The sequence below is a fragment of the Kribbella sandramycini genome, assembly GCF_013131805.1.
Classification (GTDB): domain Bacteria; phylum Actinomycetota; class Actinomycetes; order Propionibacteriales; family Kribbellaceae; genus Kribbella; species Kribbella sandramycini.
In genome coordinates this window covers 447,443-473,154 of the sequence record NZ_JABJRC010000002.1, presented here as the reverse complement: position 1 = coordinate 473,154, position 25,712 = coordinate 447,443, and the positions used below count along the sequence as shown (strand labels likewise).

The window sequence follows — 25,712 nt, the reverse complement described above, 5'->3', positions numbered from 1 at the left end:
GGTGCCTGACGAGGAGTTGTTCCGTGCGCAACCACGAGATCACGATCGCCGCCTACTACTTTCCGAACTTTCATGTGGATCCGCGGAACGAGGGCTGGCATGGGCGGGGGTGGACCGAGTGGGAGCTGGTGCGGCGGGGAGAGCCTCGGTTCGAGGGGCATGTGCAGCCTCGGGTGCCGCTGGATGGGTATCTGGATGAGGCGGATCCGGAGGTGATGGGCGGGAAGCTGGCGCTGGCCGCCGAGTACGGAGTGGATGCGTTCTTGTTCGACTGGTACTGGTACGACGGACGTCCGTACCTGCAGCGTCCGCTCGAAGCAGCGTTCCTGCCGAACGCGGCCACGAGTGACGTGAAGTTCGCGTTGATGTGGGCGAATCACCACTGGAGCAACCTGCATCCGTGGAAGGCCGCGACGCCGGTCACCCAGTTGGCGTCCGGGTTCGTCGACAGGGCGCAGTTCGAGGCCGCCACCGGCTACATCGTCGACACCTACTTCGGCCATTCGGCGTATCTGCGGATCGACGGCCGGCCTTATCTGTCGATCTACGAACTCGACACCTTGGTCGAAGGGCTCGGCGGCGTGGCCGAGGCCCGGGACGCGCTCGACGGGTTGCGCGTGCGGGCCGCCGCGGCCGGGTTTCCCGAGATTCATCTGAACGCGATCGCCCGGGATCAGCAGGTCATTCCGGACGACGGCGTCCCGCTCGACGGGCCGGCGCTGGTCAACCAGCTCGGGTTCGACAGTGTCACGTCCTACATCTGGGTGCACCACCATGCGATGCCGACCCTGCAGACGCCGTACGCCGAGATCGCCGCGCAAGCCGCCGCCGGCTGGCAGTCGCTCACTACCCAGTACGACAAGCCGTACTACCCGAATGTCACCGTCGGCTGGGACCCCTCACCGCGAACCGTCCAGTCCGACCGCTACAACCCCGAACTCGGCTACCCGCACACCAACACCATCTCCGCGCCGACGCCCGAGCACTTCGGGCGTGCTCTCGAGCAGGTGCGGGCCTTCGCGGACGCCGGGAAGCTGCCCTTGGTCACGATCAACGCGTGGAACGAATGGACCGAGGGCAGCTATCTCGAGCCCGACACCAGGTACCGGTACGGCCACCTCGAACAGATCCGCCGGGTGTTCGGCCGCACGAGCTGACGTCAGGGATCGCGCGGTTCCGGATCGGTGGCGAGGGTGAGCAGGTGGCGTTTGTCGATCTTGCCGATCGGGGTCAGTGGGAGGGCGGACAGCGGGAACACACGGTCGGGGGCTTTGTAGGCGGCCAGGCCGCGGGAGCGGAGGTAGAAGGCGAGCTCCTTGGTCGATGGCGGGTTGTCGGCGACGACGCAGGCGCAGGTCTGTTCGCCGAGGAGATCGTGCGGCAGGGCGATGACGGCGACGTCGCGGATCGCGGGGTGCGAGCGGAGGTGCTCTTCGACCTCCTCGGCGGAGACCTTGTCGCCGCCACGGTTGATGACCTGTTTGACGCGGCCTTCGACGACCAGGTGGCCGGAGGGAAGCCGGCGGACCAGGTCGCCGGAGCGGTAGAAGCCGTCCGGGGTAAAGGCGGTCCGGTTGTGGTCGGGAGCGTTGTAGTAGCCGCGGATCGTGTAGGGACCGCGGGTGTAGAGCTCACCGCTGTCGGCCGGCTGCCCATCCGGACCGAGGATGCGGACCTCGTCGTCGAGCGACAGTGGACGCCCTTGGCAACGGTCGACGAGGTCGGCCGGATCGTCGAGCCGCGTGTAGTTCAGCAAGCCTTCCGCCATCCCGAAGACCTGTTGGAGCGGGGCACCCAGTTCGGAACGCAGCTGGGCCGCCTGGTCGGCAGACAGCTTGGCGCCACCGACTTGGAGCAACTGGAGACTGTCCAGCCGCTCGGGCTGCCAGGCCCGAGCCTCGGCCCACAGCAGGGCAACGGTCGGTACGACGGCGGTGTGCGTGACCTGCTCCTGTTCGATCAGCCGATACGCCTCGTCGGCGCTCGGGCTGCCGGCCATCACGACGGTGCCGCCGACCGCGAAGGTGCCGAGGATCCCTGGGCAGGCCAGCGGGAAGTTGTGCCCGGCCGGCAGCGCAGCCAGGTAGACCGAGTCGGCGTCGAGTCCGCACACCTCCGCGCTGGCGCGAGCGTTGTACAGATAGTCGTCATGCGTCCGTGGGATCAGCTTCGGCGTCCCCGTGGTGCCGCCCGACAGCAAGTAGAGGGCGACCCCAGCCGGGTCGACCGGCGGCAGCTCGGTCGGCTCGGCACTCACATCGGCAAGGGAGACGAACTCTTCGGCATCCCCCTCGACGAGCACCTGCTTGACCCGCCCGGTAAGCCGCCGAGCCAGCTCCCGGTAGTCGAACCCGCCGACCGTGTCCGGTACGGCGTACGCGACCGCCTCGGTCGCATCGCACAGGTAGCCGATCTCGTGCTCGCGGTGCGCGGGCAGCGCGTAGATCGGCTGCGCGCCGAGCCGGAAGAGCGCGAAGCTCAGCTCGACGAACCCGGCGGTGTTGCCGAGCTGGACGACGACGCGGTCGCCGGATGCGACGCCCAGCTCAGACAGCCCGGCGGCGAGCCGGTCGACCCGGCGATCGAGCTGGCGGTAGGTCAGCAGCTTCTCGCCCACCACCAGTGCGAGCCGGGACGGATGCTGCCGGATCAGGTCACCGAGCGGCTCACCGCGCCAGTACCCGGCGGCGCGATACCGCTCCGCGAGGTCATCGGGCCACGGGGTGAACGCGGTCATCCATTCACCCCCGCCGGAACGTGCCACTCCCGGGCCGCCAGCTGCGCCTGCCACATCCGGGCGTACCGCCCGTTGCCGTCGGCAATCAGCGCCGCATGCCGACCGCTCTGGGCCACGACGCCGTCCTCGATCACGACGATCTGATCGGCGCCGACCACGGTCGACAGCCGGTGCGCGATCACGACCACCGTCTTGCCCTTGACCAGGTGATCGATCGCCTCCTGGACAACGACCTCGGACTCCGTGTCCAGCGCCGCCGTCGGCTCGTCCAGCAGCACGATCGGCGCGTCCTTGAGGATCGCGCGCGCGATCGAGATCCGCTGCCGCTCACCACCGGACAACGCCGACCCGATCTCCCCGACCCGGGTGTCGTAGCCGTGCGGCAGCCGATCGACGAAGGTGTGGACGTTCGCCGCCCGGGCCGCCTCCTGAATCTCGTCGTCGGTGGCATCCGGGCGGCCCATGGCGATATTCGCCCGGATCGTGTCGTCGAACAGGTAGACGTCCTGGAACACCACGGCGACGTGCCGCAACAGCTCCTCCGGCGCCAGCGTCGCCAGGTCGACGCCGCCGATCCGGACCACGCCTTCCTGGGGGTCGGCGTACCGGGTGATCAGCTTGGTGATCGTGGTCTTCCCCGATCCCGACGGCCCGACCAGCGCGGTGAGGCTGCGCTCCGGCACCACCAGATCCACCCCGCGCAGCAACTTCTCCTGCCCGTCGTAGCTGAAGCTGACGCCCTCGAACCGGACGTCGAACGACGTCGGCGCCGACCCACCGGCCTTGACCGGCAGCGGCTCGATCGCGAGGACCGCGCCGATCCGGCTGAGCGCCGCCTCGGACAGCTCGAACACCTTCACCAGCACCGCGGCGACCGCCAGCGGCTCGGCGAACCGGGCGGCCGCAACGATCACTGCGACGAGCAACGGCACCGTCAGTTCGGCGTCGAGGACCAGCGCGGCGCCGACGACCACGAGCGCGACCATCGCGAGCTGGACGAGCAGCTGAGCACCGGCCACCGGGACCGTCGCCGACCGGTTCGCGGCCGACTGGGTGTGCTGCTGCTCGGTGAGCACCTCGACCAGCCGCGGCGAATCCGCGCCGGCCTGGCCGGTCGCCTTCAGCACCGGCAAGCCCTGTACGTACTCGACGATCCGGTCCGCGGCCGCCGCATCGGCCTCGTTGACCGACCGGAAGCCGAGGTTCGACATCCGCTGGATCCAGCGGAACATCGGGATCGCCAGCACGACCGCAACGGCCAGCACCGCCCCGAGCCGCCAGTCGACCAGGAGCACCACCAGGCCGACCACGGCCGGCACCGTGACGATCTGAACGAACAAGGTCGACAGCAGCGAGATCGAGGTCGACGCGCTGATCACGTTGCTCCCGACCAGGGTGGTCAGGTCGCCCGCGGCCCGCCGGCCGAGCTCCTGCTGCGGCATCGCCCGAAGCCGCTCCCCCAGACTCCGACGGATCGCCTGGGTGACATAGGGCCAGGTGTCGTAGTTGAACGCCTGCTCGCGGGCCCGCAGCAGGCCTTCCACCACGACGAGTACCGCGAGCGCACCGACCCACATCCACGCGCGACCGGTGTCGACCGGATCCGCGGCCGTTGCGGCGAGCAACGGAATGAACGTCGCGTACGCCGCCGCCTGGACGAGAGTCGCCGCCACGGAGTACCGCATGGTCTTCCGGAACTCGGCCGTGTACGGGCCGGCAGCAACGAACATCAAGCGCAGAATGCGTCTCATCGGGTGGCCTCCTGAACCTGAGTCGCGGACAGTCCCCAGCGGGACGCTTGCTCGTGCCGCGCCCATAGCGAGGCATAGCGGCCACCGGCGCCGACCAGGTCGGCGTGCCGGCCGCGTTCGGCGATCAGGCCGTTGTCGACGACGACGATCTGGTCGACGTCGACGATGGTCGACAGCCGGTGCGCGATGATCAGCACGGTCCGGCCGCGGGTCAGCCGGGCCACCGCGTTCTGGATCAGCGCCTCGTTCTCCGGGTCCGCGAACGCGGTCGCCTCGTCCAGGACGACGATCGGCGCACCCGACAACATCGCCCGCGCGATCGTGATCCGCTGCCGCTGCCCACCGGACAACCGCCCGCCGCGCTCCCCCACCTGCGTGTCGTACCCGTCGGGCAGTTCACCGACGATGAACTCGTGCGCCGCGGCCGCCTCTGCGGCCGCGCGGACCTCGTCATCGGTCGCGTCCGGCTTCGCGAGCCGGATGTTCTCCGCGATCGTGCCCTGCACCAGGAACGGATCCTGGAACACCAGCGCGACCTGCCGCAGCACCTCTGCCGACTCCATCTCCCGGACGTCGACGCCGCCGATCCGGACCGCGCCGGCGGTGACGTCGTAGAACCGCGGAATCAGCCGGGCGATGGTCGATTTGCCACCGCCCGAGGGCCCCACGAGCGCGCAGACGGTCCCCGCCGGGATCTCCAGGTCGACGTCGCGCAGCACCAGCCGATCGGCGTCGTAACCGAAGCTCACGCCGTCGAGCCTGATCGACGCATCGGCCGGCAGCTTCGGCGCGACCGGCTCCGGCAGCCCCGGCATCTCCAAGAGCTCGGTCAGCCGGACGGCGCCGGCCTTGGCGTCGTTGATGTAGTTCGTCAGATGCATCAAGGGCGCCACGGCCTCGATCGGCATCGCGCCGATCAGCAACGCGATCGTCAGCTCCGGCACCGAGATCCACCCCGCGGCCAGCATCGGTACGCCGGCCGCCGCGACCAGCAGCAGCGTCGGCAGCGGGACGACGAACAGCCTTGTCAGCAGGCCGGCCGACCGCGAAGTCGCCGACCAGGCGGCGACCGCCTCGGTGAACGCGTCGACGCGATCGCCGAAGCGCCGGAACGACGTACTGCCGTCGTCGAAGGTCCGCACGACCGGCATCCCCTGGACGAACTCGACCAGCGCGGCGTTCACGTCCTCACTCGCCTGGTTGTACCGGTTCCGCTGCTCGGCGTAGTCCTTCGTCATCAACGACATCGCGAAGGCCGCGATCGGGACCATCAACAGGACCACCAGCAGCAGCTTCCACGAGACGATGCCCAGGGCAAGCATCGCGGCGATCGGTTGCGCGATCCCGGAGCCCACGAACGGCAGCGCGTCGGCGACCACGTTGTGCAGCGCCTTGACGTCGTCGTGGACGATCTTCTTGATCCGGCCGGAGCCGAGCCGCTGCACCTCGCCGAGCGGCATCCGGGCCAGGCCGTCGGCCAGCATCCGGCGCAGGATCACCTCGAACTCGAAACTGGCCTCATGGGCCAGGTGTTCCGCGAGCAGCCGTAACAGGAACCCGCCGACCAGCCCGAGCAGCGCGCCACCGGACCACCACAGCACCGGGGTCAGCTCATCGGCGCCGCCGACGATCGCGCCGACCGCGAAGCCGACGCAGACGAATCCGGCGACGGCGCTGGCACTGCCCAGGACGGCGACCCACACCGCCCGGCCCAGCCTGCGTTTGATCGCCGGCGCGCGCCGGACCAGTCCGAGGACCTGGCCCAGGCCGCTCTGCTCACTCATACCGCTACTCCTGTCTGCACTTCGGCCCTGTCATCAGGGACGACTGGTCGGGCGGGGACGAGGTACGGGGCGACGCTGCCGAGCTTCTCGCAGGTCTCCTCGAACTCCCGCTCGGGTTGCGATGCCGCGACGATGCCCGCGCCGGCCCGCAACCAAGTCCGTTCTCCTTGCTGGTACACCGATCTCAAGACCAGCGCCGCGTCCAGGCCGCCGTCCGCGCCGGCCATCAGCACCGCGCCGGCGTACATTCCGCGCGACTCGTCCTCGAGTTCGCGGATCAGCTGGTACGCCGCCGCCTTCGGGATCCCCGACGCCGTGACGGCCGGGAACACCGCGGCCAGGGCGTCCCAGCCGGACGCGCCGACCGGTAGATCGGTCTCGACCCTGGAGGCCAGATGCTGCACGCTCCCCCGCTCCTTGACCGCGAGGAACTCGGTGACCCGCGGTCCCGACGCCGTCCCCAGCCCGGCCAGCTCCTCGAACGCGAGTTTGACCGAGGTGGCGTGCTCGTAGACCTCCTTGGCGTCGCTGCACAGCTCGGTGCGCAGCTCCCCGTCGCGGACGGCGTCGCCGGTCAAGGCCCGGGTGCCGGCCAGCGGCTGGGTCGTCACGACGCCCGTCGGATCGACCTCGACGACCGTCTCCGGTGAGAACCCGGCTGCCCGCCGGCCGCCGAGGTCGAGCAAGAACGACCGGGCCGGGGTGTTCGCCACGCGCCCGTTCCGGTACGTCGCCACCAGATCAACCGCGAACGGGACGTCGACCACCCGCGAGAGAATCACCTTGTCCAGCGCGCCCGAACGGATCTGCGCCACCGCCTTGGCCACCGCGTCCTGGTACCGCCGGTCGCTCCGGACGTCGATCGCATCGGCGACGCTTCGCGGCGCGGGCGGCAGCGGCCGCGACAGCACGTCGGTGACGGCAGCCACCCGACCGGGATCGGCACAGCAGACCTCGACCCGGCCCGGTGTGACCCGAAGCCGAACGGCCGGGATCATCAGGTGGATCAGTGCCGCTCCCGGAGCGACTCCGCCGGTCGCGGTCTCGAACGTCGCCCAGCCGAAGGCTTGCCAGTCCGGCACCGGGCAGGCGGCCAGCGCGTCGCCGAGCGCACGCCACGGCGAGCCGGACCACTCGATCGCCGTCCCGGACATCTCCGGCCTGCTCGGGTCGGTCCGGTACGCCGTCTCGACGACACCGGGCCGGATGACGATCTCGCCGACCGGGTCCCCGGCCACGTGCCAGATCGAGTCGCGTTCGTACACGACGTACTGGTCGAACAGCGCGGTCAGCGCCGCGACCGCAGCCAGCGGATCCTCCGGTCCGCGGAGCAGGTGCTCGTTCATCGTCGTCCTTCCAAGGGTGCGCCGATCAGCTCGGCCAGCCGGTTCACGTGGGGTGGGGTGACACAGGAGAAGTGGTTGCCGCCGACATCGGTCACGGCCAGGTCGCCGAGACAGACGTCGCGCCAGAACGCGAGCGTGGTGTCGTCCATCCCGGGGGCGAAGCCCGAGCCCTGGGTCGGCCGCAGGAACCGGATGTCACCGAAGTACGGCGCCGGGGTGAAGCGCGCGGACAGGAAGCTCTGCCGGAACACACGGAACATCCCCGAGACCAGCTCGGCCGGCATGTCGCGGCCGTTCACCTCGGTCGCGGCGGCGGCGTACCGGGCGAATCGCTCGTCCGGAGTACAGGCCGTCATCCGCTGGTAGAACTCCCGCGCCTGGTCGAGCCGGGCATCGCCGCCGACCGCGGCCAGCGAGCCCGCGGGCATCCGGCCGCCGTTGGCTTCGAGCGCCCGCATGAACGCCCGGACCGCGGTGTCGCCGTCGATCGGGCCGAAGCCGAGCTGGTCGGCGCTCAGCCCGACGTTCGGGGCGAAGACCGTCTCGATCATCAGGTCGTCCTCGATGTCGAACACGACCGGATGGCTGCTGGCGAGCACCAGGTCGACCACCTCGATGCCCTGCTCGGCCAGCCGGCGGGCGACCTCGACGGCGTACATCCCGCCCAGGCAGTAGCCGATCAGCTGCACCTGCTGGTGGCCCTCGGCAACAATCCGCCGGGCGTAGTCGTCGGCCGCGGTTTCGATCACCGCGGCCGGGTCCAGCCCGCAGAACGTCTCCGGGTCCGCGATCACGACCCCGACGAGCCGGCCCCGGTCCTGGGCGACGAGCTCCTTGGCGAGCGGCCGGTAGCACTCCATCGTGCCGAGCCCGGCATGGAACATCACCCGCAACGGGCCGTCATTGTCGCCGCCGAACGGAATCAGCATCGCGTTGCTCCCGGTGGCCTTCCGGCCGGGTTGCAGCGCGGGCAGACCGGAGGCGGAGAGGAACGCGGCCAGATCGGCCACGGTCGGCTCGTTCAGCAACTGGCGCAGCAACGTGTCGAACGGGATCGCCGCCGCCTCCGGCAGCTCTTCGCGCAGCCGGCCGGCCATCCTCGCCATGATCAGCGAGTCCGCGCCCAGATCGAAGAAGCTCTGCGATCGGCCCGGTGCTCCGGTCGACAGCGCGGATGCCCAGAGGCCGGTGAGGCGTGTCTCCAGCTCGCTCGCCGGCGCGTCGGCGCCCTGCGCCTGCGCTTGCTGCTGCGCGGCCGGACGCCAGGTCGCCAGCATCCGGCGATCCACCTTGCCGTTACTCGTCAACGGCAACGCATCCACGATCTGGAGGTGACTCGGCACCATGTGACTGGGCAGTCGATCCGCGAGATGCCGCAGCAGCTCTTCCTCCGACACCGCGTGCCGATCAGCTTTGAACTGCGCCGCGAACAGGTGCAGATGCTGGGAGGCGAGCGGATGATCGTCGTCCGGCAGACTGATCAGCTGCTCGGCACCGGCCCGCCGCAGGACGCCGAGCCAGCCGTCCCGATCCAGGTACGACGGCCCGCCGGATCGGAGCTCGTCACCCGGCGGCGTCATCATGAATGCCTGTGAGGCCAGGATCCATGGGTGCTCCTTCGTCGGCTCGGTGATGACGAGCCAGCCGCCGGGAGTCAGCAACTCGACCAGCCGCCGCACTGCGGCATCGATGTCCCGTGCGTTCTCCAGCACCCCGGCGCCGAGGACGACGTCGAACGATCCGGGCGCGAGTCCTTGCGCACGATGATCCTGATCGACGTCGAAGACGCCGTACCGCAGCGCGTCGCCGTACTTGCCCCGGGCGTGCGGCAGGAAGAACGGCGAGACATCGGTGAACAGGTAGTCGACGTCGAACCCCTGCAGAACCGGTACGACGCCCTCCGTCGTCCCGCCGGTCCCGGCGCCGATCTCGAGGACACGCAGCCGTGGCCGGTCGAGAGTGGCGGCGATCCGGTGCATGGTCGCCGCGACCGCCTGGTTCAGGTACTGCGCGGTGACGTTGCCCCGATACATCGCGGCGGTGGTTTCGAGACTGCCTTCCGGGTAGAGCAGCGCGACCGGGTCCTGGGCGCCGGTGAGCAACTCCGGTAGCGCCCGCGCGTTGGCGCGCAGATAGTCGAGGAAGCCCGGCTCGCCCAGCCCCTGGGCCCAAGCCTCGGCCGCCGCCGACCAGGCCGCCTCGGCCTCGATCGGTTCGAGCCCGGTCAGCACGTCGCGCCAGCGCTCGACGAGCCAGCCGAACTTCTCGTCGACTTGCTGCGATTGGTCGTCGACCGACTGCAGCGCGGCGCGCATCTCGGCGCCGATCGCCCGGTCCAGATTCTCGACGTACGTCCGGACGACGGCCGCGTCGACTCCGGCCGAGACCCGGTTCGCCGCCTTCTCGACGACGGCGGTGATCCGATCGAGGTCGACCGGCGTGGCCGGCGCCCGCGCCGGTTCGACGGCGGCGAGCAGGCTGCGCGCCGTCCCGCTCCCGTCCACCACGACACCCGCCACGGCGACCGCCGGGTGCTCCTGCAGGGCGGCCTCGATCTCGCCGAGCTCGATCCGGTGCCCACGCACCTTGACCTGATCGTCCTCCCGGCCGAGGAACTCCAACTCGCCGCCGGGCAGATAGCGGCCGAGGTCACCGGTCCGGTAGCGGCGCTCACCGTGCACCGTGACGAAACGCTCCGCGGTGGTCTGCTCGTCGCCGAGGTACCCCGCCGCGACGCCGGCGCCGGCGATCTGCAACTCACCGGCAGCCCACACCGGGCAGTCCCGGCCGGCCGCGTCCACGACGTGGAAGCGCTGGTTGGCGAGCGGGACGCCGTACGGAATGCTCTTCCAACCCGGCTGGAGGCCCTGGTAGTGGTGGTAGTTCGACCAGATCGCCGCTTCGGTCGCGCCGCCCATGCCGATGACCTCGATGCCGGGGACGCGGCCGATGATCTCGTCCGGCAGCGCGAGCGGGATCCAGTCACCGGACAGCAACGCGAGCCGGAGCGTGTCCAGCTGGGTGGGCTCGGTCGCGGCGTACGTCGACAGCATCTGCAGCAGCGCCGGGACGGAGTTCCACACCGTGACGCCGGCGCCGGCGATCAGCTCGGCCCAGTGCGACGGGTCGGCACGCCGGTCGTGCTCCGGGACGACGAGCGTCCCGCCTACCGCCAGCGGGCCGAAGACGTCGTACACGGACAGGTCGAAACCGAGGTTGGCGACGCCGAGGACACGATCGGCGGCCGTGACACCGAACCGCCGATTGATGTCCACGACGGTGTTCAGCGCGGCACGGTGGCTGAGCACGGCGCCCTTCGGCTTCCCGGTCGAGCCGGACGTGTAGATGACGTACGCCGGTTCGTCGGGCGACCGGTCGACCGGGGCCGGCAGCGCCGCCTCGCCGAGCAGATCGACCGCGATCCCGGCCCCCACCCAGGACTGCGTGAGCACTTGCTCGATGCCGGCGTCCGCGAAGATCGTCTCGCGGCGGCGGACCGGCTGGACGGTGTCCACCGGCAGATACACCCCACCGGCGAGCAGCGCGCCGAGCACGGCGACAACCTGCTCGACACCACGATCCATCACGATCGCGACCCGCTCGCCCGGCTGACAGCCCGCCGCCTGGAGAGCCGCCGCCACACCGGCTGCCCGCCCGGCGAGCTCGGCGTACGAATACTGCTTGCCACCAGCAACGACTGCGACGGCGTCGGGCGTTCGGGTGGCCTGCGCGAACACCTCGTCGTGCAGCAAGCCGGACGGCAGCGGCGCGTCGGTCGCGTTGGCCGTCGCACGCTCGCTCAATTGCCACTGGGGCAGGGTCAGCGGTTCGCGCGCATCCCAGGCCGCGTCATCGGAGGCGAGGGCGACCAACAGGGCCTCGAAGGTCGCGAACAGGTCGTCGACCAGGCCGTCGGGGAACACACCGTCCCGGACGTCCCAGTTGACCTGCAGTCCGTCGACGTCGTCCATCGCCTGGCAGTCGATGAACACCTGCGGGGTCTGCGTGATGCCGAACCCGTCGAACCGGCCCTGCACGCCACCGCCCAGGCCGATCGCGCTGGTGAACACGATCGGCATCAGCGCGGTCTCCCGGCCGCGCGTGCGGGCGAGCTCGCGGAGCACCTCGACACCGGAGCACAGCCGGTGGTCGAGGTCGTCGTACAAGCGGGTTCCCACCGCAGCGGCCCGCTCGGCGAACGTCGTACCGGCGCCGAGGTCGACTTCGAGCAGGCTGACGCTGGTGAAGTCACCGATCACCCGCTCGACCTCGGCGTGCAGCGGCAACCGGTTGAGCACGGTGAGGTTCAGGGTGAAGCGCGGACTGCGGCTCCAGCGCTCCAGCGTCGCTGCGTACGCCGACAACACGACCGACGACGGAGTCAGCCCCCGACTGTTCGCCCGGCCGGACAGCGCGGCCCACTGCTCGGCGTCGAGCCGGAGGAACCGGCGCTGGAAGCGCGGCGGAGCGGTGGCCGCGTCGAGTACCGGCAGATCCGGCGCGGGCGGCAGCTCGGCGACTCGCCGCCACCAGTACTCCTTGTCCCGCTGGTACCGCGGCGACTCGCGCAGCCCGCGTTCGGCCAGCACGTAGTCGCGGAAGGTCAGCTCCAGCGGCGGCAGCTCCGCATCCGGATCGGCGTGCAGCGTCTCGAACTCGGCCAGCAGCATCCACAGACTTGCCCAGTCCGCGACCAGGAAGTCCATCGACACATGCAGGACGGCACGCTCGGGGCCCTGGGTGACGTGCAGGTCGAACAGCGGCCACTGCTCCGGCGGCCGGATCCCATGGCCCAGCTGCTCGCGAACCTCTTCCGGGTCGTTGCCGACCGCAATCTCCAGCGGCGGCACCTCGGGCAGCACCCGCTGCGACCCGTCCGGCGAAACGACTACCCGGAGCATGTCGTGCCGCTGGACCAGCCGGTTCCACGCCGCCCGGACCCGATCCGGATCGAGGCTGTCGTACCCGACTTCGAGGTAGACGTGGCAGGCGACGCCGCCGTACCCGAAGGCGTCGTTACGACCGACCAGGTAGGCAGCCTGGACGTCGGTCAGCGGGAACGACTCGTACCGGTCGAGCGGCGCGGGCACGATCGCCGGCCGATCCGACTCCAGCACCTCGATCACCGCGCTCTTGTACGCGCGCAGCTCGTCGAGGCGCTCCGGCGTGAGCGCGCCCTTGGGCGCCCGGTACCGCAGCCGCCCTTGTTCCACCCACAGCGCGACACCCGTGCCGCGCAATTCCGCGATGAATTCCACCGCGTTCCTGGTATTCGTCATCCGGCCCTCCCGGGGAAAACTTGGCAAATGGCGTGACGCATGCTTTCCTCGGCACCGAACCCGTCCGTTCGAAAGGACCTCGAATGCCCGAACTCGTCCGGCCCGGCGATCCCTCGTACGACGCCGCCCGCCGGGTCCGCAATGCCCGGATCGACCGGCGCCCGGCCGCGATCGCCCGCTGCGCCGGCACCGCCGATGTGGTCGCCGCCATCGATCACGCGCGTGCGCACGGCCTCGGCGTCGCGGTCCGCGGTGGCGGCGCGAACGTGGCCGGCTGGGGTACCTGCGACGGCGGCCTGGTGATCGACACCGGCCCGATGAAGCAGCTGGTCGTCGACCCGGCCCGGCAGCTGGCGTCGGCCGGTCCTGGCCTGACCTGGGGTGAGTTCGACGCCGGTACGGCGCCGTACGGGCTGGCGCTGCCCGGAGCCCGCAACACCGGGGTCGGCATCGCCGGTCACACGCTCGGCGGCGGCGTCGGCGACCTGTCCCGGCAGTTCGGGCTGACCAGCGACAACCTGGTCGAGGCCGAGGTCGTCACCGCGGCCGGCGCGGTGGTCCGGGCCACGGCGGACGAGAACCCGGAGCTGTTCTGGGCCTTGCGCGGCGGCAGCGGAAACTTCGGCGTCGTCACGCGCTTCACCTTCCGGCTGCATCCGGTCAGCACCGTGGTGGCCGGGCCGATCGTGCATCCGTACGCCGCCGTCCCGGCCGCGCTGCGCAGCGCACGCGATTGGCTCGCGACCGCGCCCGACGAGGCATCGCTGATCGCCATCGTCTGGACGGCGCCGCCCCTGCCCTTCATCCCCGAGCAGTACTGGTACGAGCGCGGTGCGCTGCTGATCCCGACCTGGTTCGGCGACCCGGCGCGGGCGGATGAAGTCCTCCGGCCGTTGCTGACCGATCCGGCACCGGTCGCCACCGCGATCCGGCCGATGGCCTACGCCGACTACCAGAGCCTGCTCGGCTCGCCGCCCGACTTCGCGTCGCAGCATGTCTACAACCGCGGCGAGCTGCTGCCCGCCCTGCCGGACGACGTCCTCGACCGGATTCTCCAGCACTGGCAGGCCTCCGGGCCCAACTACTCGGTCGTCTTCGGTGCCCTCGGCGGCGCGATCGGCCGCGGCGGGCCGACGGCGTTCGCGCATCGCGAGGCGCAGTGGTTCGTCGAGCTGTGCGCCCAGTGGTACGGCGCCGCCGACAGCGAGCTGCACGTCGGGGTGGCGGCCGACGGCTGGCAAGCCCTGCAGGACGTGACGCTGGGCCCGTACCTCAACCTGCTGCCGGACACCGATCCCGAATGGGTCGGCGCGGCGTTCGGCGCCAACCACGAACGACTGGTCGCGATCAAACAGGTCTGGGATCCGGAGAACCTGTTCCGCTTCGGCCCGGCGCTTCACAGTCCACCGGCAAACTGAGCCCCATTGAGCTCGACGGACTGGACGCCGGTCTGTTCGGCCGGCACGACGTCGAGCCAGGGGTCCGGCCCGATCAGCGCTTCGAGTCCCGCCCGGTCCTGCGCGGCCACGCCGAACCGGATCCGGGCGACGGACTTCGCGCCGTTCGGGTGCGCGATCTCGGCCGGCCGCTGCGGCGGATCGTACGACGAGACGATGAAGGGCAGTCCGGCCGGCGCCGGAGCCAGGAACTGGTAGCCCACCTTGGAGCCGTCCGGGTTGGTCCGGCGTCCCTTCAGGATTCGGGAGACCGGCAGGTCGAGCCGGGACAGCTCGGCGTACTCGGCCCGCAGGTGCTGGGCGTCGGTCTCGAGCGCGAGGTCGGCCCAGCCAGGGGCCGACCGCGCCCACGCGGCGATCCGCTGCCCGGCCGGGGCGCCGTACCGCAGGCCCACCGGCCAGCGCAGCACGGCGGCCCGGGCGGGGAGTTCGAAGAGCTCCACGAAAGGCCCCTCGGGGAACCACAACAGCGCATTGTGCGCCTTGTCCGGACGGCTCCCCCAGGTCACCGTGAAACCTTGTCCGGTAAAGTCGCGGACCGCCGCGGAAATGTCCGCGACTTTGCACAGCACGTGACTCGATCGCAGTTTCATCCGCATTCTCCAGAACATTGCCTCAGACTTCTTCCGGCGTTTAAGGTGACGCCGTGACCACCTCTTTCGCCGCCATTGCCGAGGGCTCCGAACACCCGATCTCCCCCGACGATTCGCCGGCCCGGGTGCTGGCGCTGCTCGAACGGGTCAGGGCCACCGGCCTGACCGTTCCGTCGGCGCTCCTGTGGCGGCTGTGCGACGATCCGTCGGCGCCGCTGACGGATCTGAGCACGCTGCGGACGGTTACCCACCACGGTCCGCCGCCATCGGCCGCGGACGCCGCTCGCGCGGCCGAGCTGTTCACCGCTGAGCTGATCCACGTCGCGGTGGCGGAGACCGATCTGAGCTCGGCGCTGTCGGTCGCCGCGGACGAGGCCGTCGGGCCGGTCGATCCGGCGGTGGTTGACGCCTTCCTGACCGCCCTGGACGAGGCCGTCCTCGGGTCGATGGTTCGCAGCCTTCGCGCGGCTGGGCTGTTCCAGGGCGAGAAGGTTGCCCAGAGCACCGATCAGATCCGGGCCGCGCTCGGTGCCCCGCCCGCCCATCACCGCGTGCTCGATCGCTGGCTGCGCGCCCTGGTCGGCAACGGCTACCTGACGACCGACGGCAGCGGGTTCCGCGCCGGACGGGCGATCGGCGACCTCGACGATGCCTGGCAGCGCGCCCGGGCGGCCTGGGCGAGCGGGCTCGGCAGCCCCACCTTCGTGGACTACCTGCGCAGCAACGCCGATCACCTCGACGCCCTCGTTCGCGGCGAACAGGAGGCAACGTACTTGCTGTTCCCGCAAGGCCGCACCGATCTCGCGGACGCCGTCTACCGGGAGACGATCACGGCTCGCTACCTGAACGCGGCGATCGCGGCTCTGGTTCAAGAGCTGCCGCGCCCGCTGCGCGTGCTCGAGGTCGGTGCGGGCACCGGCGCGACCACCGACGCCGTCCTGGCCGCGATCGGGGTCGCTCCGACGGAGTACGTCTTCACGGACGTCTCGGCGTACTTCCTGTCCATCGCGCGCGAACGGCTGCCCGAGTGGCTGAAGTACGAGCGGTACGACATCGACGCGGCCCCGCCGTTCGAGCCGCGGCGATTCGACCTGATCATCTGCGCGGGCGTGCTCAACAACGCCCGGAACGCCGATCGGACGGTCGCCGGCCTGGTCGAGCTGCTCACGCCCGGCGGTCATCTGGTGATCACCGAGCCGACCCGCGAGCACTACGAGATCCTCATCTCGCAGGCGTTCATGATGACCGCGGCCGAGGACGCCCGGGACGCGGACGACGGCGCGATGTTCCTGACCCGGGCCCAGTGGCTCGACATCCTGGGCGAGACCGAGACCGTCGCCGTGCTGCCGGCCGAGGAGCACCCGCTCGCCCCGCTCGGGCAACGCCTGTTCCTGGTACGCCGTCATCTCAGCGCACCTCCGCGGTGAGGAGCTCGACCGGCAGCGGCTCGTGCGCCTGCCCCGGCCGGAGCACCGGATAGCCAAGTGAGTTCGTGAGGTCGTGCCACATCCGGCTCAAGGCGAGGTGGTACTGCTCGGGCCGGTCCGACTGGCCCAGCACCTGCTCCCGCAAGGCGAGCAGATCGGCGCCGATCGCGGTCGGCCACTCGGCGGACAGGAGCTCGCGATAGCTCGCCGTGCCGGCCGGTCCGACGATCGAGGACGCGTCAGCGCTGAGGTGGTCGGCGTCGAAGTCGAAGGCGTCCCGCACACCGGCCGGGATGTGCAGCCGCGGGTTCCACAGCACCGGTCCATGAGTGTCGGTCAGGGTGAGGCCACCGCTGCTGGTGCCGATCGTGATCCGGTGCAGGAAGTGCAGATGGTTGTCCGGATCATCGGGATCGACCTCGTTCTGGACACGCAGCGTGAGCGGGACGCCGCCAATCTCGCCGTGCAGCAAGGCGAGGCCGGTGTCGTTGCCCACGGCACTGATCTGCCATGGACGCAGCACGCCGCCGAGGGCGGCACCGAGAATGTGCAGCAGCGGGAACGCGACCTGCATGGAACAGGCCGCATCGATGTAGGCGGCCGCGCGGTGTTCCAGCAGCACCCGGGCCGCCGCGACGAACCGCTGCACCGCAGATAGGTGCACGTACAGATCACCGAGCCGGTACGTCGCTCCGCCCACGCGGGCAGCCCGGTAACAGGCGGCCAGATCGCCGTGGTGCACCGGCTGCTCCTGCAGCACGTTGACGCCACGTGTCAGCAGCTGCTCGGCCAGCTCGCTGCCGGGGCCGCCCATCGCACCGGATCGGACCACGACGCAGGCGACGTCGACATCGCCCGGGAGCTCGTCGACCGAGGTGTAGAGCGGTACCCCGGCCCGCGCGGCGACCGCGGCCGAGCGGCTGCTTCCGCGGGCAACGATCCCCACCGGCTCGAACTCGCCCGGCAGCCGATGCAACGCCGCCAGGTAGAACTGACCGAACGTCGTCCCGCAGACGACGGCCTTCAGACGAGTCACAGGACGCCGTCCTCGACCACGCTCAGGTCCTCGATGGTCCCTGGAACCTTGGCGAGCTGTCCGATCGACGCAAAGGTGCGCTCGGGATCGAGCACGCACGCCGCGAGCCCTGCCCCCGGCGGCATCGACGTCTCCTGGACGGCGAGCGCGGCGACCGCGGCCGTCGTCCCGGTGAGCTCCGAGATGCCCGGCCCGTGGAACACGACCGTCTCGGCGGCGTCGAGCTCCACGACGAACGTCGTCCGCGGCTCCAGACCGGCCGTGTCGAGGGCCGATGCCGAACAGACGAGGTCGATCGCCTGCTCGCGATCCAGGCCGCGGGTCTGATCGAGTGCCCCGGCCAGCCGCGGTCCTTCGAAGGCGCTGTACCAGTCGAGGCGCGCGATGCCGAGCGATCGGGCCACCTGCTCGGCTTCGTCGTCAAGGAACGGGAACGCCGGAACCGGCTCCGCGAACTGCGGGAGCCGAAGGGTTGCCCGCGACAACGAGTTGGCGACCACGCGGCCGTCTCGCCAGCCGGCCAACGGTCGCGTCGACGCGCTGAGCACGCCGTCGAGGTAGTCCGCGGCGGCCACGCGGCTGAACCGGTCCCGGACCACGAAGTACGCGCGGACGTCGCGGTGGTTCGGGGCGACCAACCGCGGCAACAACCCGGACAGACCCGGCAGAGCTCCAGCCGCCAGCACGATTCGCCGCTCGGCAGCGCGAGCCGGTTCGTCCAGCCGCGACGCGAGCGCACCGTCGCCCCCGGCGTCGACCAGATCCACACCAGCCCGCAGCGCGGCCTGTGCGACGTGTTCCGAGTAGCGCACCGACGGTCCCGCGCAGTTCACCACCACCGTGCACCCGGCGACGAACTGCTCCACCGACCGGGCGTCGTCCAGATCGACTCCCATCCGGCCTTCAGCGTCTGGTGCGGCGGCGAAGGTGCGGCTGCCGAGGCGCAGGGCAGTTCGGCCGGCGAGGAAAGCCGTGGCCGCGCGGCCGACTTCGCCGGTGGCGCCGAGGATGCCGATCACAGCTCGCCCTCCTCGACGTCGGTGCCGAGCTCGGCCTCGAGCGCAGCGGCGACGGCGGCCACGGTCGGGTTGGCGAAGACGGTGCGCAGCGGCAGCTCGATGGCGAACCGCTGCCGAACGGCCTCGACGAACCGGGTGGCGAGCAGACTGTTGCCGCCGTGGCCGAAGAAGCTCCACCCGCGTCCGAACGAGTTCAGGCCGAGCAGCTCGGACCACATCGCCGCGACCGCCTGCTCGAGCTCTCCCTCGGGCTCGCCGTCGTCGGCGCCCGCGGCTTGGTCCGGCCAGAGGCGCGCCACGGCAGCCCGGTCGACCTTGCCGTTCGAGCTCAACGGCAACCAGGCCCGAACCTCGAACAACTCCGGCACCATGTGCGCCGGAACCCGCTCCGCGACATGCGCCCGCAACCGCTCCAGGTCGATCACCCCGAGCGGCGCATCGGCCGTGAACCGGTTCAGGAACGAGTTCGCGACCGAGGTGGACGAGGCAGCTCGCCACCCGGACGCCGTCAGGTGTCCGGCCCATCCGGCTCCGGACAGCATCGGCGTACCGGCCCGGCGGCGGACCGGGTCGAAACCCGTGTACGCGCGATCGAGCAGCGCGGCCGTCAGCATCGCGATCGGGGTCAGGTCGGTGCGCTCGGCACCGATCAGCCGCCCGCCGGGTTTGACCAGCAGGCTTGCCAGCGCCGGTCCGTGGGCCGGGTCCGGGAAGCGGTGGAACGAGTTCGCGGCGATCACCACGTCGTACGCCCAGCGATCGGCCGCGTCGACCCAGCCGTCATGAACCTCGACCTGACGCGCGTCGTACCCACGCTCGGCCAGCGCGCGGGCGGTGTCACCCGAGCCACCGAGCTCCGCGATCCGTAGTTCCGGGCCCAGGTCGGCGGCGAACGCGTCCAGTACGTCGGCCGCGCCGGCGTCGGAAGCCGCCAACCGGGCCGGAGCCAGGACGTCGTCGTCCAGCAGGACCGATGCGTCGAGCCGCCCTTCGAGGATCGATCGGTAGTCGTCGAGCCGCTCGATCAGCCGTCGGTAGGACCGCACGATCAACTCGCCGTACGGGCTGCTGGAACCGAAGTCGCTCCGGGCCGCTGCCGCGGCGTGCTCAGGACCCTCCTGCAGATCGTCGGTGAGCACCTTGCGGGACGCCAGCCATTGGCGCCACATCCGCAGCACCGGCTCGAACTCCGGGATCACCTCGATCCGCCGATCGAGCAGCTTCACCAGCACGGTTTCCACCGCCTGGGCTTCCTGCTCGGCATGCACGGCCCGGAAGGCCATCGTCGGTTCCGATGCCGATTCGGCCGCACTGGAGCCGGGCTGCGGTGACCGGCTCGGCAGCACGGCGGCGGCCAGCCGGCGCGCGGACCCGCTGCCGACGACCGACGCGACGGCCGCACCGACCGTCGGATGATCCGTCAGCGCCGCCTCGATCTCTCCCAGCTCGATCCGGTGCCCGCGGAGCTTGACCTGCTGGTCGACCCGGCCGAGGAACTCCAGCGTCCCGTCGGGCCAGTAGCGCCCGAGGTCGCCGGTCCGGTACCAGCGGCGGCCTTCGGGATCGGCGACGAACTGCCGCGCAGTCTGCTCGGGCGCACCGCGATAGCCGACCGCCACTCCGGAGCCGCCGATCCACAGCTCGCCGCCCACCCAGTCGGGGCAATCGCGCCCGCGGCCGTCGACCACCCGGAACTGCTGGTTGCGCAGTGGGTGGCCGTACGGGATCGACGGCCAGGACGGATCGACCGTGCCGACCTCGAACGCGTTCGACCAGATCGAGGCCTCGGTCGCGCCGCCCATCGCCACGAATCGGCTCTCCGGCCACAGGCCGCGAGCGCGCCCGGGCAGATCGAGCCCGACCCAGTCGCCGGAGACGAGGATCACCCGCAGGTTGGTCCGGTCCGGCTCGGCGACGACCATCAGCATGTCCAGCAAGGCGGGCACGCTGTTCCACACCGTGACGCCGTGCTCGGCGACGAGGCCGAACCAGCGGCGCGCGTCCCGCCGGGCGTCCTCCTCGATCAGCACGATCCCGGCGCCGGCTGCGAGCGGCCCGAAGATGTCGTACACCGACAGATCGAAGTCCAGCGCCGACACCGCGAGCACCCGGTCGGCCGGTCCGACGCCGTACCGATCGTTGATATCGGCAACAGTGTTCAGCGCGGCGCGGTGCGTGATCTCGACGCCCTTCGGCTCTCCGGTCGAGCCGGAGGTGAAGATGACGTACGCCGCCTGATCCGCGGGGACGTCGACCGGGGCGGGCAGCGGTGTACCGGCCATCTTCGCGAAGGACGCTTCGTCGATCACCACCCAGACTCCGGCCAACCGGTGGATCCGCGCGCGCCGGGCCTGCGGCTGATCGACACCGATCGGCACGTAGGTCCCACCGGCGGCCAAGATGCCCAGCACGGCAATGATCTGCTCCGGCCCCTTCGGCAACGTGACAGCGATCGCATCGCCCGGCTGCACGCCGCGTTCGGTCAGTGCGCCGGCCACGCTCAATGCGCGCTCGGCCAAGACCGAGTAAGTGAGCTCGCCGCCACCCCACACCAGCGCGACCGCATCCGGCGTCCGGGCGGCCTGCCCGAAGAAGCCGCTGTGCAGCAGTCCGTCCGGCAACTCTCCGTCGGTTGCGTTCACCTGCTGCCGGACGGCGGACTGCGCGGTCGGCAGCAAGTCCGGGGTCGGCGTGGTCCAGTCCGCGGTCGCCAGCCAGTCCAGCATCTGCCGATAGCCGTCGAACATGGCGTCCAGCAGACCGGCCGGGAACAGCTCCTCGACCGCGTCCCAGTTCAGGCTGATGCCGCCGGCAACTTCCGTCACCTGGTGGTCGAGCCAGACCTGCGGCGTCTGCGAAACGCCCCAGACCTGCTCGGCGAACAACGCGCCGGGCGTCGACAGCTCGCAGCCGGACACGCCGAGCGCGCTGGTGAACACGACCGGCACCGTGAAGCCGGGATCACCGGTCCGCCGGCCGATGTCGCGCTGAACCTCGACCGCGGAGACATCGCGGTGGTCGAGCGCCGCCCACAGCTCCCCCTGGGTACGACGCGCCGTGGCGAGCCAGGTCTCGGACGGCTCCGGCCGGTGGCCCACGAGCAGCAACGACGTGAAGTCGCCCAGCACCCGGCCGACATCCGGATGCACCTCGCGGCGATCGAACAGCGTCAGGTTCAGCGTCAGCTCCGGGGCGGCGCTCCAGCGGCCGAGAACCTCGGCGAAGGCGGCCAGCAGCACCCCGGACGGGCTGAGGCCATGGGCGCGCGCCTGGTCCGTGATCGCCTGCCAGCGGGTCTCGTCGACCCGGAACTCGCGCCGGGTGAATCGCGGACGCCGGATGTCGGCCGGATCGATCCGGAGCGGGAGACGTGGGGGCGGCGGGAGGTCGGCGACCCGCTCGGACCAGTAGGTCCGCGATTGCGCCGACGGCTCCGGCAGGTCGAGCACGTAGTCGCGGAAACTGAGGCCGACCGGCTCGAGCCGCGTGTCGGGATCGGCGTACAGGCTGGAGAGTTCGGCGTAGAAGCGGAGGATGCTGAGCGCGTCCAGGATCAGGTTGTCCAGGCCGACAGCGAGCCGCGTCCGCCGTCCGGACCGGACGGCCCGGATCGAGAACAGCGGCCAGCAGGCCGGGTCGAACATCTGATGCGAAGCCGCCGCCCGCAGCTCGGTCTCGTCGCCGTCGAACAGTTCGACGGTGAACGCCGGCACCTCGGCCAGGATCCGCTGGTTGCCATCGGCATCGAAGACCGCGCGCAGCATCTCGTGCCGCTGGATCAACCGATCGACGGCTTGTTCGAGCCGCGGCAGATCGAGGTCCAGTACGTCGTACTCGCGGTAGAAGTGACAGCCGGTCCCGCCCAGCGTCAAACCCTCGTCGCGACCGAACCAGTAGGCGCGCTGGACGTCGGTCGGTGCGAACGGCTCGTGCCGCTCGGCCGGTCGCGCGGTGACGGGGGCCTCCTGCTCGACCGCGCCGAACCGCAACGTCGTACAGAAATCGGCCAGCCCCGGCCGCTCGAACAGCGCCGACAGCGTGACGCCGTCCAGCCCGGCCGTGCGCAGCTTCCCGACCAGCCGGGTGGCGAGGAGTGAATCGCCGCCGAGTGTGAAGAAGTCGCTCTCACGGCCGACGCCGGTCACGGCGAGCAGCTCCGACCAGGCAGTCGCGACCACGGTCTCGATCGGGCCTTCCGGCGCACTGACTGCCGTGTCACCGAGGTCCAGGCCGGCCAGCAGCTTCGTCACCGCGGCCCGGTCGACCTTTCCGTTCGCGCTCAGCGGCAGCGCGTCGAGCACCGTCAGCCGATCGGGAATCATCGCCTTCGGCAGCCGTTTCGCCAGCGCCGCGCGAAGCTCGTCGGGCGAGACGGCACCGGTCACGACCGCGCCGAGTGTGCGTGGGCCGACCGCGGCGGCGATGGCCTGGGCGACGCCGGGGCAAGCGGTCAAGGCGGACTCGATCTCGCCGAGTTCGATCCGGTGGCCACGCACCTTCACCTGGTGATCGGCCCGGCCGAGGAACTCCAGCCGGCCGTCCGGCCAGTAGCGCGCCCGATCACCGGTCCGGTACCAGCGCCGGTCGCCGAGGATGACGAACCGGTCGGCGGTCCGCTCCGGATCGCCGCGGTATCCACGAGCGACGCCGTCGCCGCCGATCCACAGCTCACCCGGCACCCAGTCCGGACAGTCCCGACCGAGGTGGTCGACCACCCGGCAGGCCACATTGCCCAGGGGAACGCCGTACGGCACCGAGGTCCAGCCCTCCGGCACGACCCCGCCCACGACCTCCTCGATCGTCGAGTGAATCGCGGTCTCGGTGGTTCCCCCGAGGCCGGCGAATCTGGCCGTAGGCGCGACCGCGGCCAGGCGACCTGGCAGGTCGGTCGTGACCCAGTCGCCGCCGAGCAGCACCACCCGCAGCGGGACCGGCCCCTCGGCCGCGGTGAGCAGCAGGTCGAGCAAGGCGGGCACGCAGTTCAGGACGGTCGCTCGGTGGCGTTCGACTAGGCCGAGCCAAGCAGTCGCGTCCCGGCGTTCGGCCTCCTGTGGGAGGACCACGGCGCCGCCGGTCGACAGCGGCCCGAACAGATCGAACACCGAGAGGTCGAAGTCGAGTGCCGAGATCGCGAGCGTCCGATCGTCGGCTCCGATGCCGAACCGCTCGATCAGGTCGTCGATCGTGTTCATCGCCGCCGCGTGGGTGAGCTTCACGCCTTTGGGTTCGCCGGTCGAGCCCGAGGTGTAGATGACGTAGGCCAGGTCGGCGCCCGCCCGGGGCGCGGCCAACGGCTCCGCGTGGACGAGTTCGTCGAGCACGATCCGGACGCCGGCCGCCGTACAGATGCGTTCCTTGCGCAGCGCGGGCTGGTCGATCCCGATCGGCACGTACGCCGCCCCGGCAGCGAGCACGCCGAGCACGGCGATCACCTGCTCGGGCCCCTTCGGCAGCGAGACGGCGACCAGATCGCCCGGCTCGATGCCCTCGGCAACCAAGTGCCCGGCGACCGCCAGGGCCTGCGCGGCGACTGCGCCGTACGTCGACTGCCCGTCGGCTCCCCAGCACAGCGCGATCCGCTCCGGCTGTTCGGCCGCCGTCCGGAAGAAGCCGTCGTGCAGGCGGTGCGGCGTCCGCGCGGCGAAGGTGTCGTTGACCCGCGCCCGGGTGGCCGCTTGCGCGGCCGGCAACGGCGTGGCGACCGGCTGCGACCAAGCCTCCGCTCCGGCCAGTAGGTCGTCGATCAGCGCGCTGTGCGCGGCGAACATCGCATCCAGGACGCCGGGCGCGAAGGCGTCCTCCCGGGCGTCCCAGTTCAGCAGGAGGCCGCCGTTCAGCTCGGTGACCTGCGCGTCCAGCCAGACCTGCGGGCCTTGCGAGATGATCCACGAGGCCTCGCCGAAGCACTCCCGGACCTCGCGCGGGAACAACTCCCCCAACCCGAGCGCACTCGTGTAGACCACCGGCGCCAGCAGCTGTTCACCGCGCAAGCGGCTCAGGTCCCGCAGGACCTCGACTCCGGAGTACGCGGTGTGCGCGGCGTCGGCGTGGAACTGTTCCTGCAGGCGCTGGGCGCGATCGGCGAACGAGCCGGGCGCACTGCCCTCCCAGGCCAGGAGCACGGACGACGTGAAGTCGCCGACCAGCCCGGCGACCTCCGGATGGATCGGCTCGCGGTCGAACAGCGGCAGGTTGAGCAGGAAGTCCGGCTCGGCGCTCCACCGGGTCAGCGTCTCGGCGAACACCGCGGCCAGCGTCATCGCCGGGGTCAGCGCATGCCGGCGCGACCACCGGTTCAGCGTCCGAAGCGCCTCCGGGTCCAGCCACCGGTGGCGGCGCACGACTGTGGTCGCGGCCACCGCATCCGTTGCTACCGGCAACTGCGGCGCGGCCGGCAACGACGTCAGCCGCTCCTGCCAGTAGTCCCGCGCCGAGGCGACGCCGGGCCGGGCGCGATCGGCTTGATAGGCCGGGAAGCTGTAGCCGATCGGAGGCAGTGTCTCGCCTTCGTAGCAGCGCGCCAGGTCGGCCAGCAGCACTCGGAGGCTGATCGCATCCGCGGCGACCATGTCGAGGTTGACGTGTACCCGGGTCGCGTCGTCCGGCAGCAACGACAGCTGGATGTCGAGGACCTCACCCGCAGCGATGTCGAGCTGCCGATGCGACAGACCGGTCCGCAAGCCGAGCAATCGATCCGCCCAGTCCGGGGCGTCTCGCAGGTCGTGCACAGTGAGGCCGGGCCAGGTGCTCTCGGGGAGGATCTGCTGGCGGCCGTCGTCCAGGACCTGGACCCGAAGCATGCCGTGCCGCGCCAGGACCTGGCGGACCGCTGCTTCCAGCCGATCGGGCTGGACGCCGGTGCCGTCGAACTCGTCGTAGAAGTGCGCGGCGACTCCGCCCAACTGCTGGCCCTGCGTGCGGCCGACCCAGTAAGCGTGCTGCATCAGGGCCAGGTCGAACGGCGCCGACTCGTCGATCGCCTGCGTCGGCGTGGCAGGCTCGCGATCGGTCTGGGCGGCGTTGGTCAGCAGCACTCGCCAGGCGGCGAGCGTGGGCTCGGTCGCGAGCTCGGTGAAGGCCACGCCGATACCGGCCCGGCGCCATTCGCCCGCCAGGCGCATCGCGCCGATCGAGTCGAGCCCGTGCTCGATCAGGTTGTCGTGCTCGCCGATCTCGCCCGCATTCACCTCGAGCACGGCGGCCACCCGGGCCGACAGCTCGGCGACGGCCTCATGTACGTCCGGCAACTTGCTCCCCCCACCTTTGTTCTCGGTCATCGATCG

General features: G+C 70.9%; 12 protein-coding genes. 3 read left to right on the top strand and 9 right to left on the bottom strand.

All coding sequences use genetic code 11. The annotated features are described in order from the left end of the window. Positions 1-23 precede the first annotated feature (23 nt). Positions 24-1,157: a glycoside hydrolase family 99-like domain-containing protein gene (locus HPO96_RS09680; protein ID WP_171673012.1), complete on the top strand. Its 1,134-nt coding sequence runs from the start codon at positions 24-26 to the stop codon at positions 1,155-1,157. A 2-nt stretch (positions 1,158-1,159) separates the two neighbouring features. Here HPO96_RS09680 and HPO96_RS09675 read toward each other — a convergent pair whose 3' ends face one another. From HPO96_RS09675 to HPO96_RS09655, 5 genes are read right to left on the bottom strand one after another with little or no spacing between them, the layout of a single operon-like run. Beyond that, a complete protein-coding gene (locus tag HPO96_RS09675; protein ID WP_171673011.1) occupies positions 1,160-2,737 on the bottom strand; it encodes a (2,3-dihydroxybenzoyl)adenylate synthase in 1,578 nt (525 codons plus the stop codon). Beyond that, the gene (locus HPO96_RS09670; protein WP_171673010.1) at positions 2,734-4,488 is read right to left on the bottom strand and encodes an ABC transporter ATP-binding protein; all 1,755 of its coding nucleotides are present in this window, start codon (positions 4,486-4,488) and stop codon (positions 2,734-2,736) included. Before HPO96_RS09670 ends, HPO96_RS09675 begins: the two co-directional genes overlap by 4 nt. Then, entirely contained in the window at positions 4,485-6,272 is a 1,788-nt protein-coding gene (locus HPO96_RS09665; protein ID WP_171673009.1) for an ABC transporter ATP-binding protein, read from the bottom strand. Before HPO96_RS09665 ends, HPO96_RS09670 begins: the two co-directional genes overlap by 4 nt. Continuing rightward, positions 6,269-7,618, bottom strand: coding sequence for a salicylate synthase (locus tag HPO96_RS09660; protein ID WP_171673008.1), 1,350 nt, complete (start codon positions 7,616-7,618; stop codon positions 6,269-6,271). The genes HPO96_RS09665 and HPO96_RS09660 overlap by 4 nt, the downstream gene beginning before the upstream one ends. Beyond that, entirely contained in the window at positions 7,615-12,897 is a 5,283-nt protein-coding gene (locus HPO96_RS09655; RefSeq protein ID WP_171673007.1) for a non-ribosomal peptide synthetase, read from the bottom strand. Before HPO96_RS09655 ends, HPO96_RS09660 begins: the two co-directional genes overlap by 4 nt. A gap of 83 nt (positions 12,898-12,980) precedes the next feature. Between HPO96_RS09655 and HPO96_RS09650 the strand changes: the two genes are divergently transcribed. Further along, complete coding sequence (locus HPO96_RS09650) at positions 12,981-14,315, top strand: FAD-binding oxidoreductase (protein WP_171673006.1); 1,335 nt, start codon at positions 12,981-12,983, stop codon at positions 14,313-14,315. Here the strand turns inward: HPO96_RS09650 and HPO96_RS09645 are convergent. Further along, positions 14,294-14,947: a VOC family protein gene (locus tag HPO96_RS09645; protein ID WP_171673005.1), complete on the bottom strand. Its 654-nt coding sequence runs from the start codon at positions 14,945-14,947 to the stop codon at positions 14,294-14,296. The two genes, HPO96_RS09650 and HPO96_RS09645, sit on opposite strands and share 22 nt — an antisense overlap. A gap of 53 nt (positions 14,948-15,000) precedes the next feature. On the opposite strand from HPO96_RS09645, the gene HPO96_RS09640 reads away from it, so the two are divergent. Then, a complete protein-coding gene (locus HPO96_RS09640) occupies positions 15,001-16,374 on the top strand; it encodes a methyltransferase (protein ID WP_171673004.1) in 1,374 nt (457 codons plus the stop codon). Here HPO96_RS09640 and HPO96_RS09635 read toward each other — a convergent pair. Genes HPO96_RS09635 through HPO96_RS09625 form a run of 3 tightly spaced genes read right to left on the bottom strand, consistent with a single transcriptional unit; the run spans position 16,355 to position 25,706 of the window. Beyond that, positions 16,355-17,410 (bottom strand): Gfo/Idh/MocA family oxidoreductase, encoded by a 1,056-nt coding sequence (locus HPO96_RS09635; RefSeq protein WP_171673003.1) that lies wholly within the window; start codon positions 17,408-17,410, stop codon positions 16,355-16,357. The two genes, HPO96_RS09640 and HPO96_RS09635, sit on opposite strands and share 20 nt — an antisense overlap. Next, a complete protein-coding gene (locus HPO96_RS09630) occupies positions 17,407-18,429 on the bottom strand; it encodes a saccharopine dehydrogenase NADP-binding domain-containing protein (RefSeq protein ID WP_171673002.1) in 1,023 nt (340 codons plus the stop codon). Before HPO96_RS09630 ends, HPO96_RS09635 begins: the two co-directional genes overlap by 4 nt. Further along, positions 18,426-25,706, bottom strand: a complete 7,281-nt coding sequence (locus tag HPO96_RS09625; protein WP_171673001.1) for a non-ribosomal peptide synthetase — start codon at positions 25,704-25,706, stop codon at positions 18,426-18,428. Before HPO96_RS09625 ends, HPO96_RS09630 begins: the two co-directional genes overlap by 4 nt. Between the last annotated feature and the right edge of the window lie 6 nt (positions 25,707-25,712).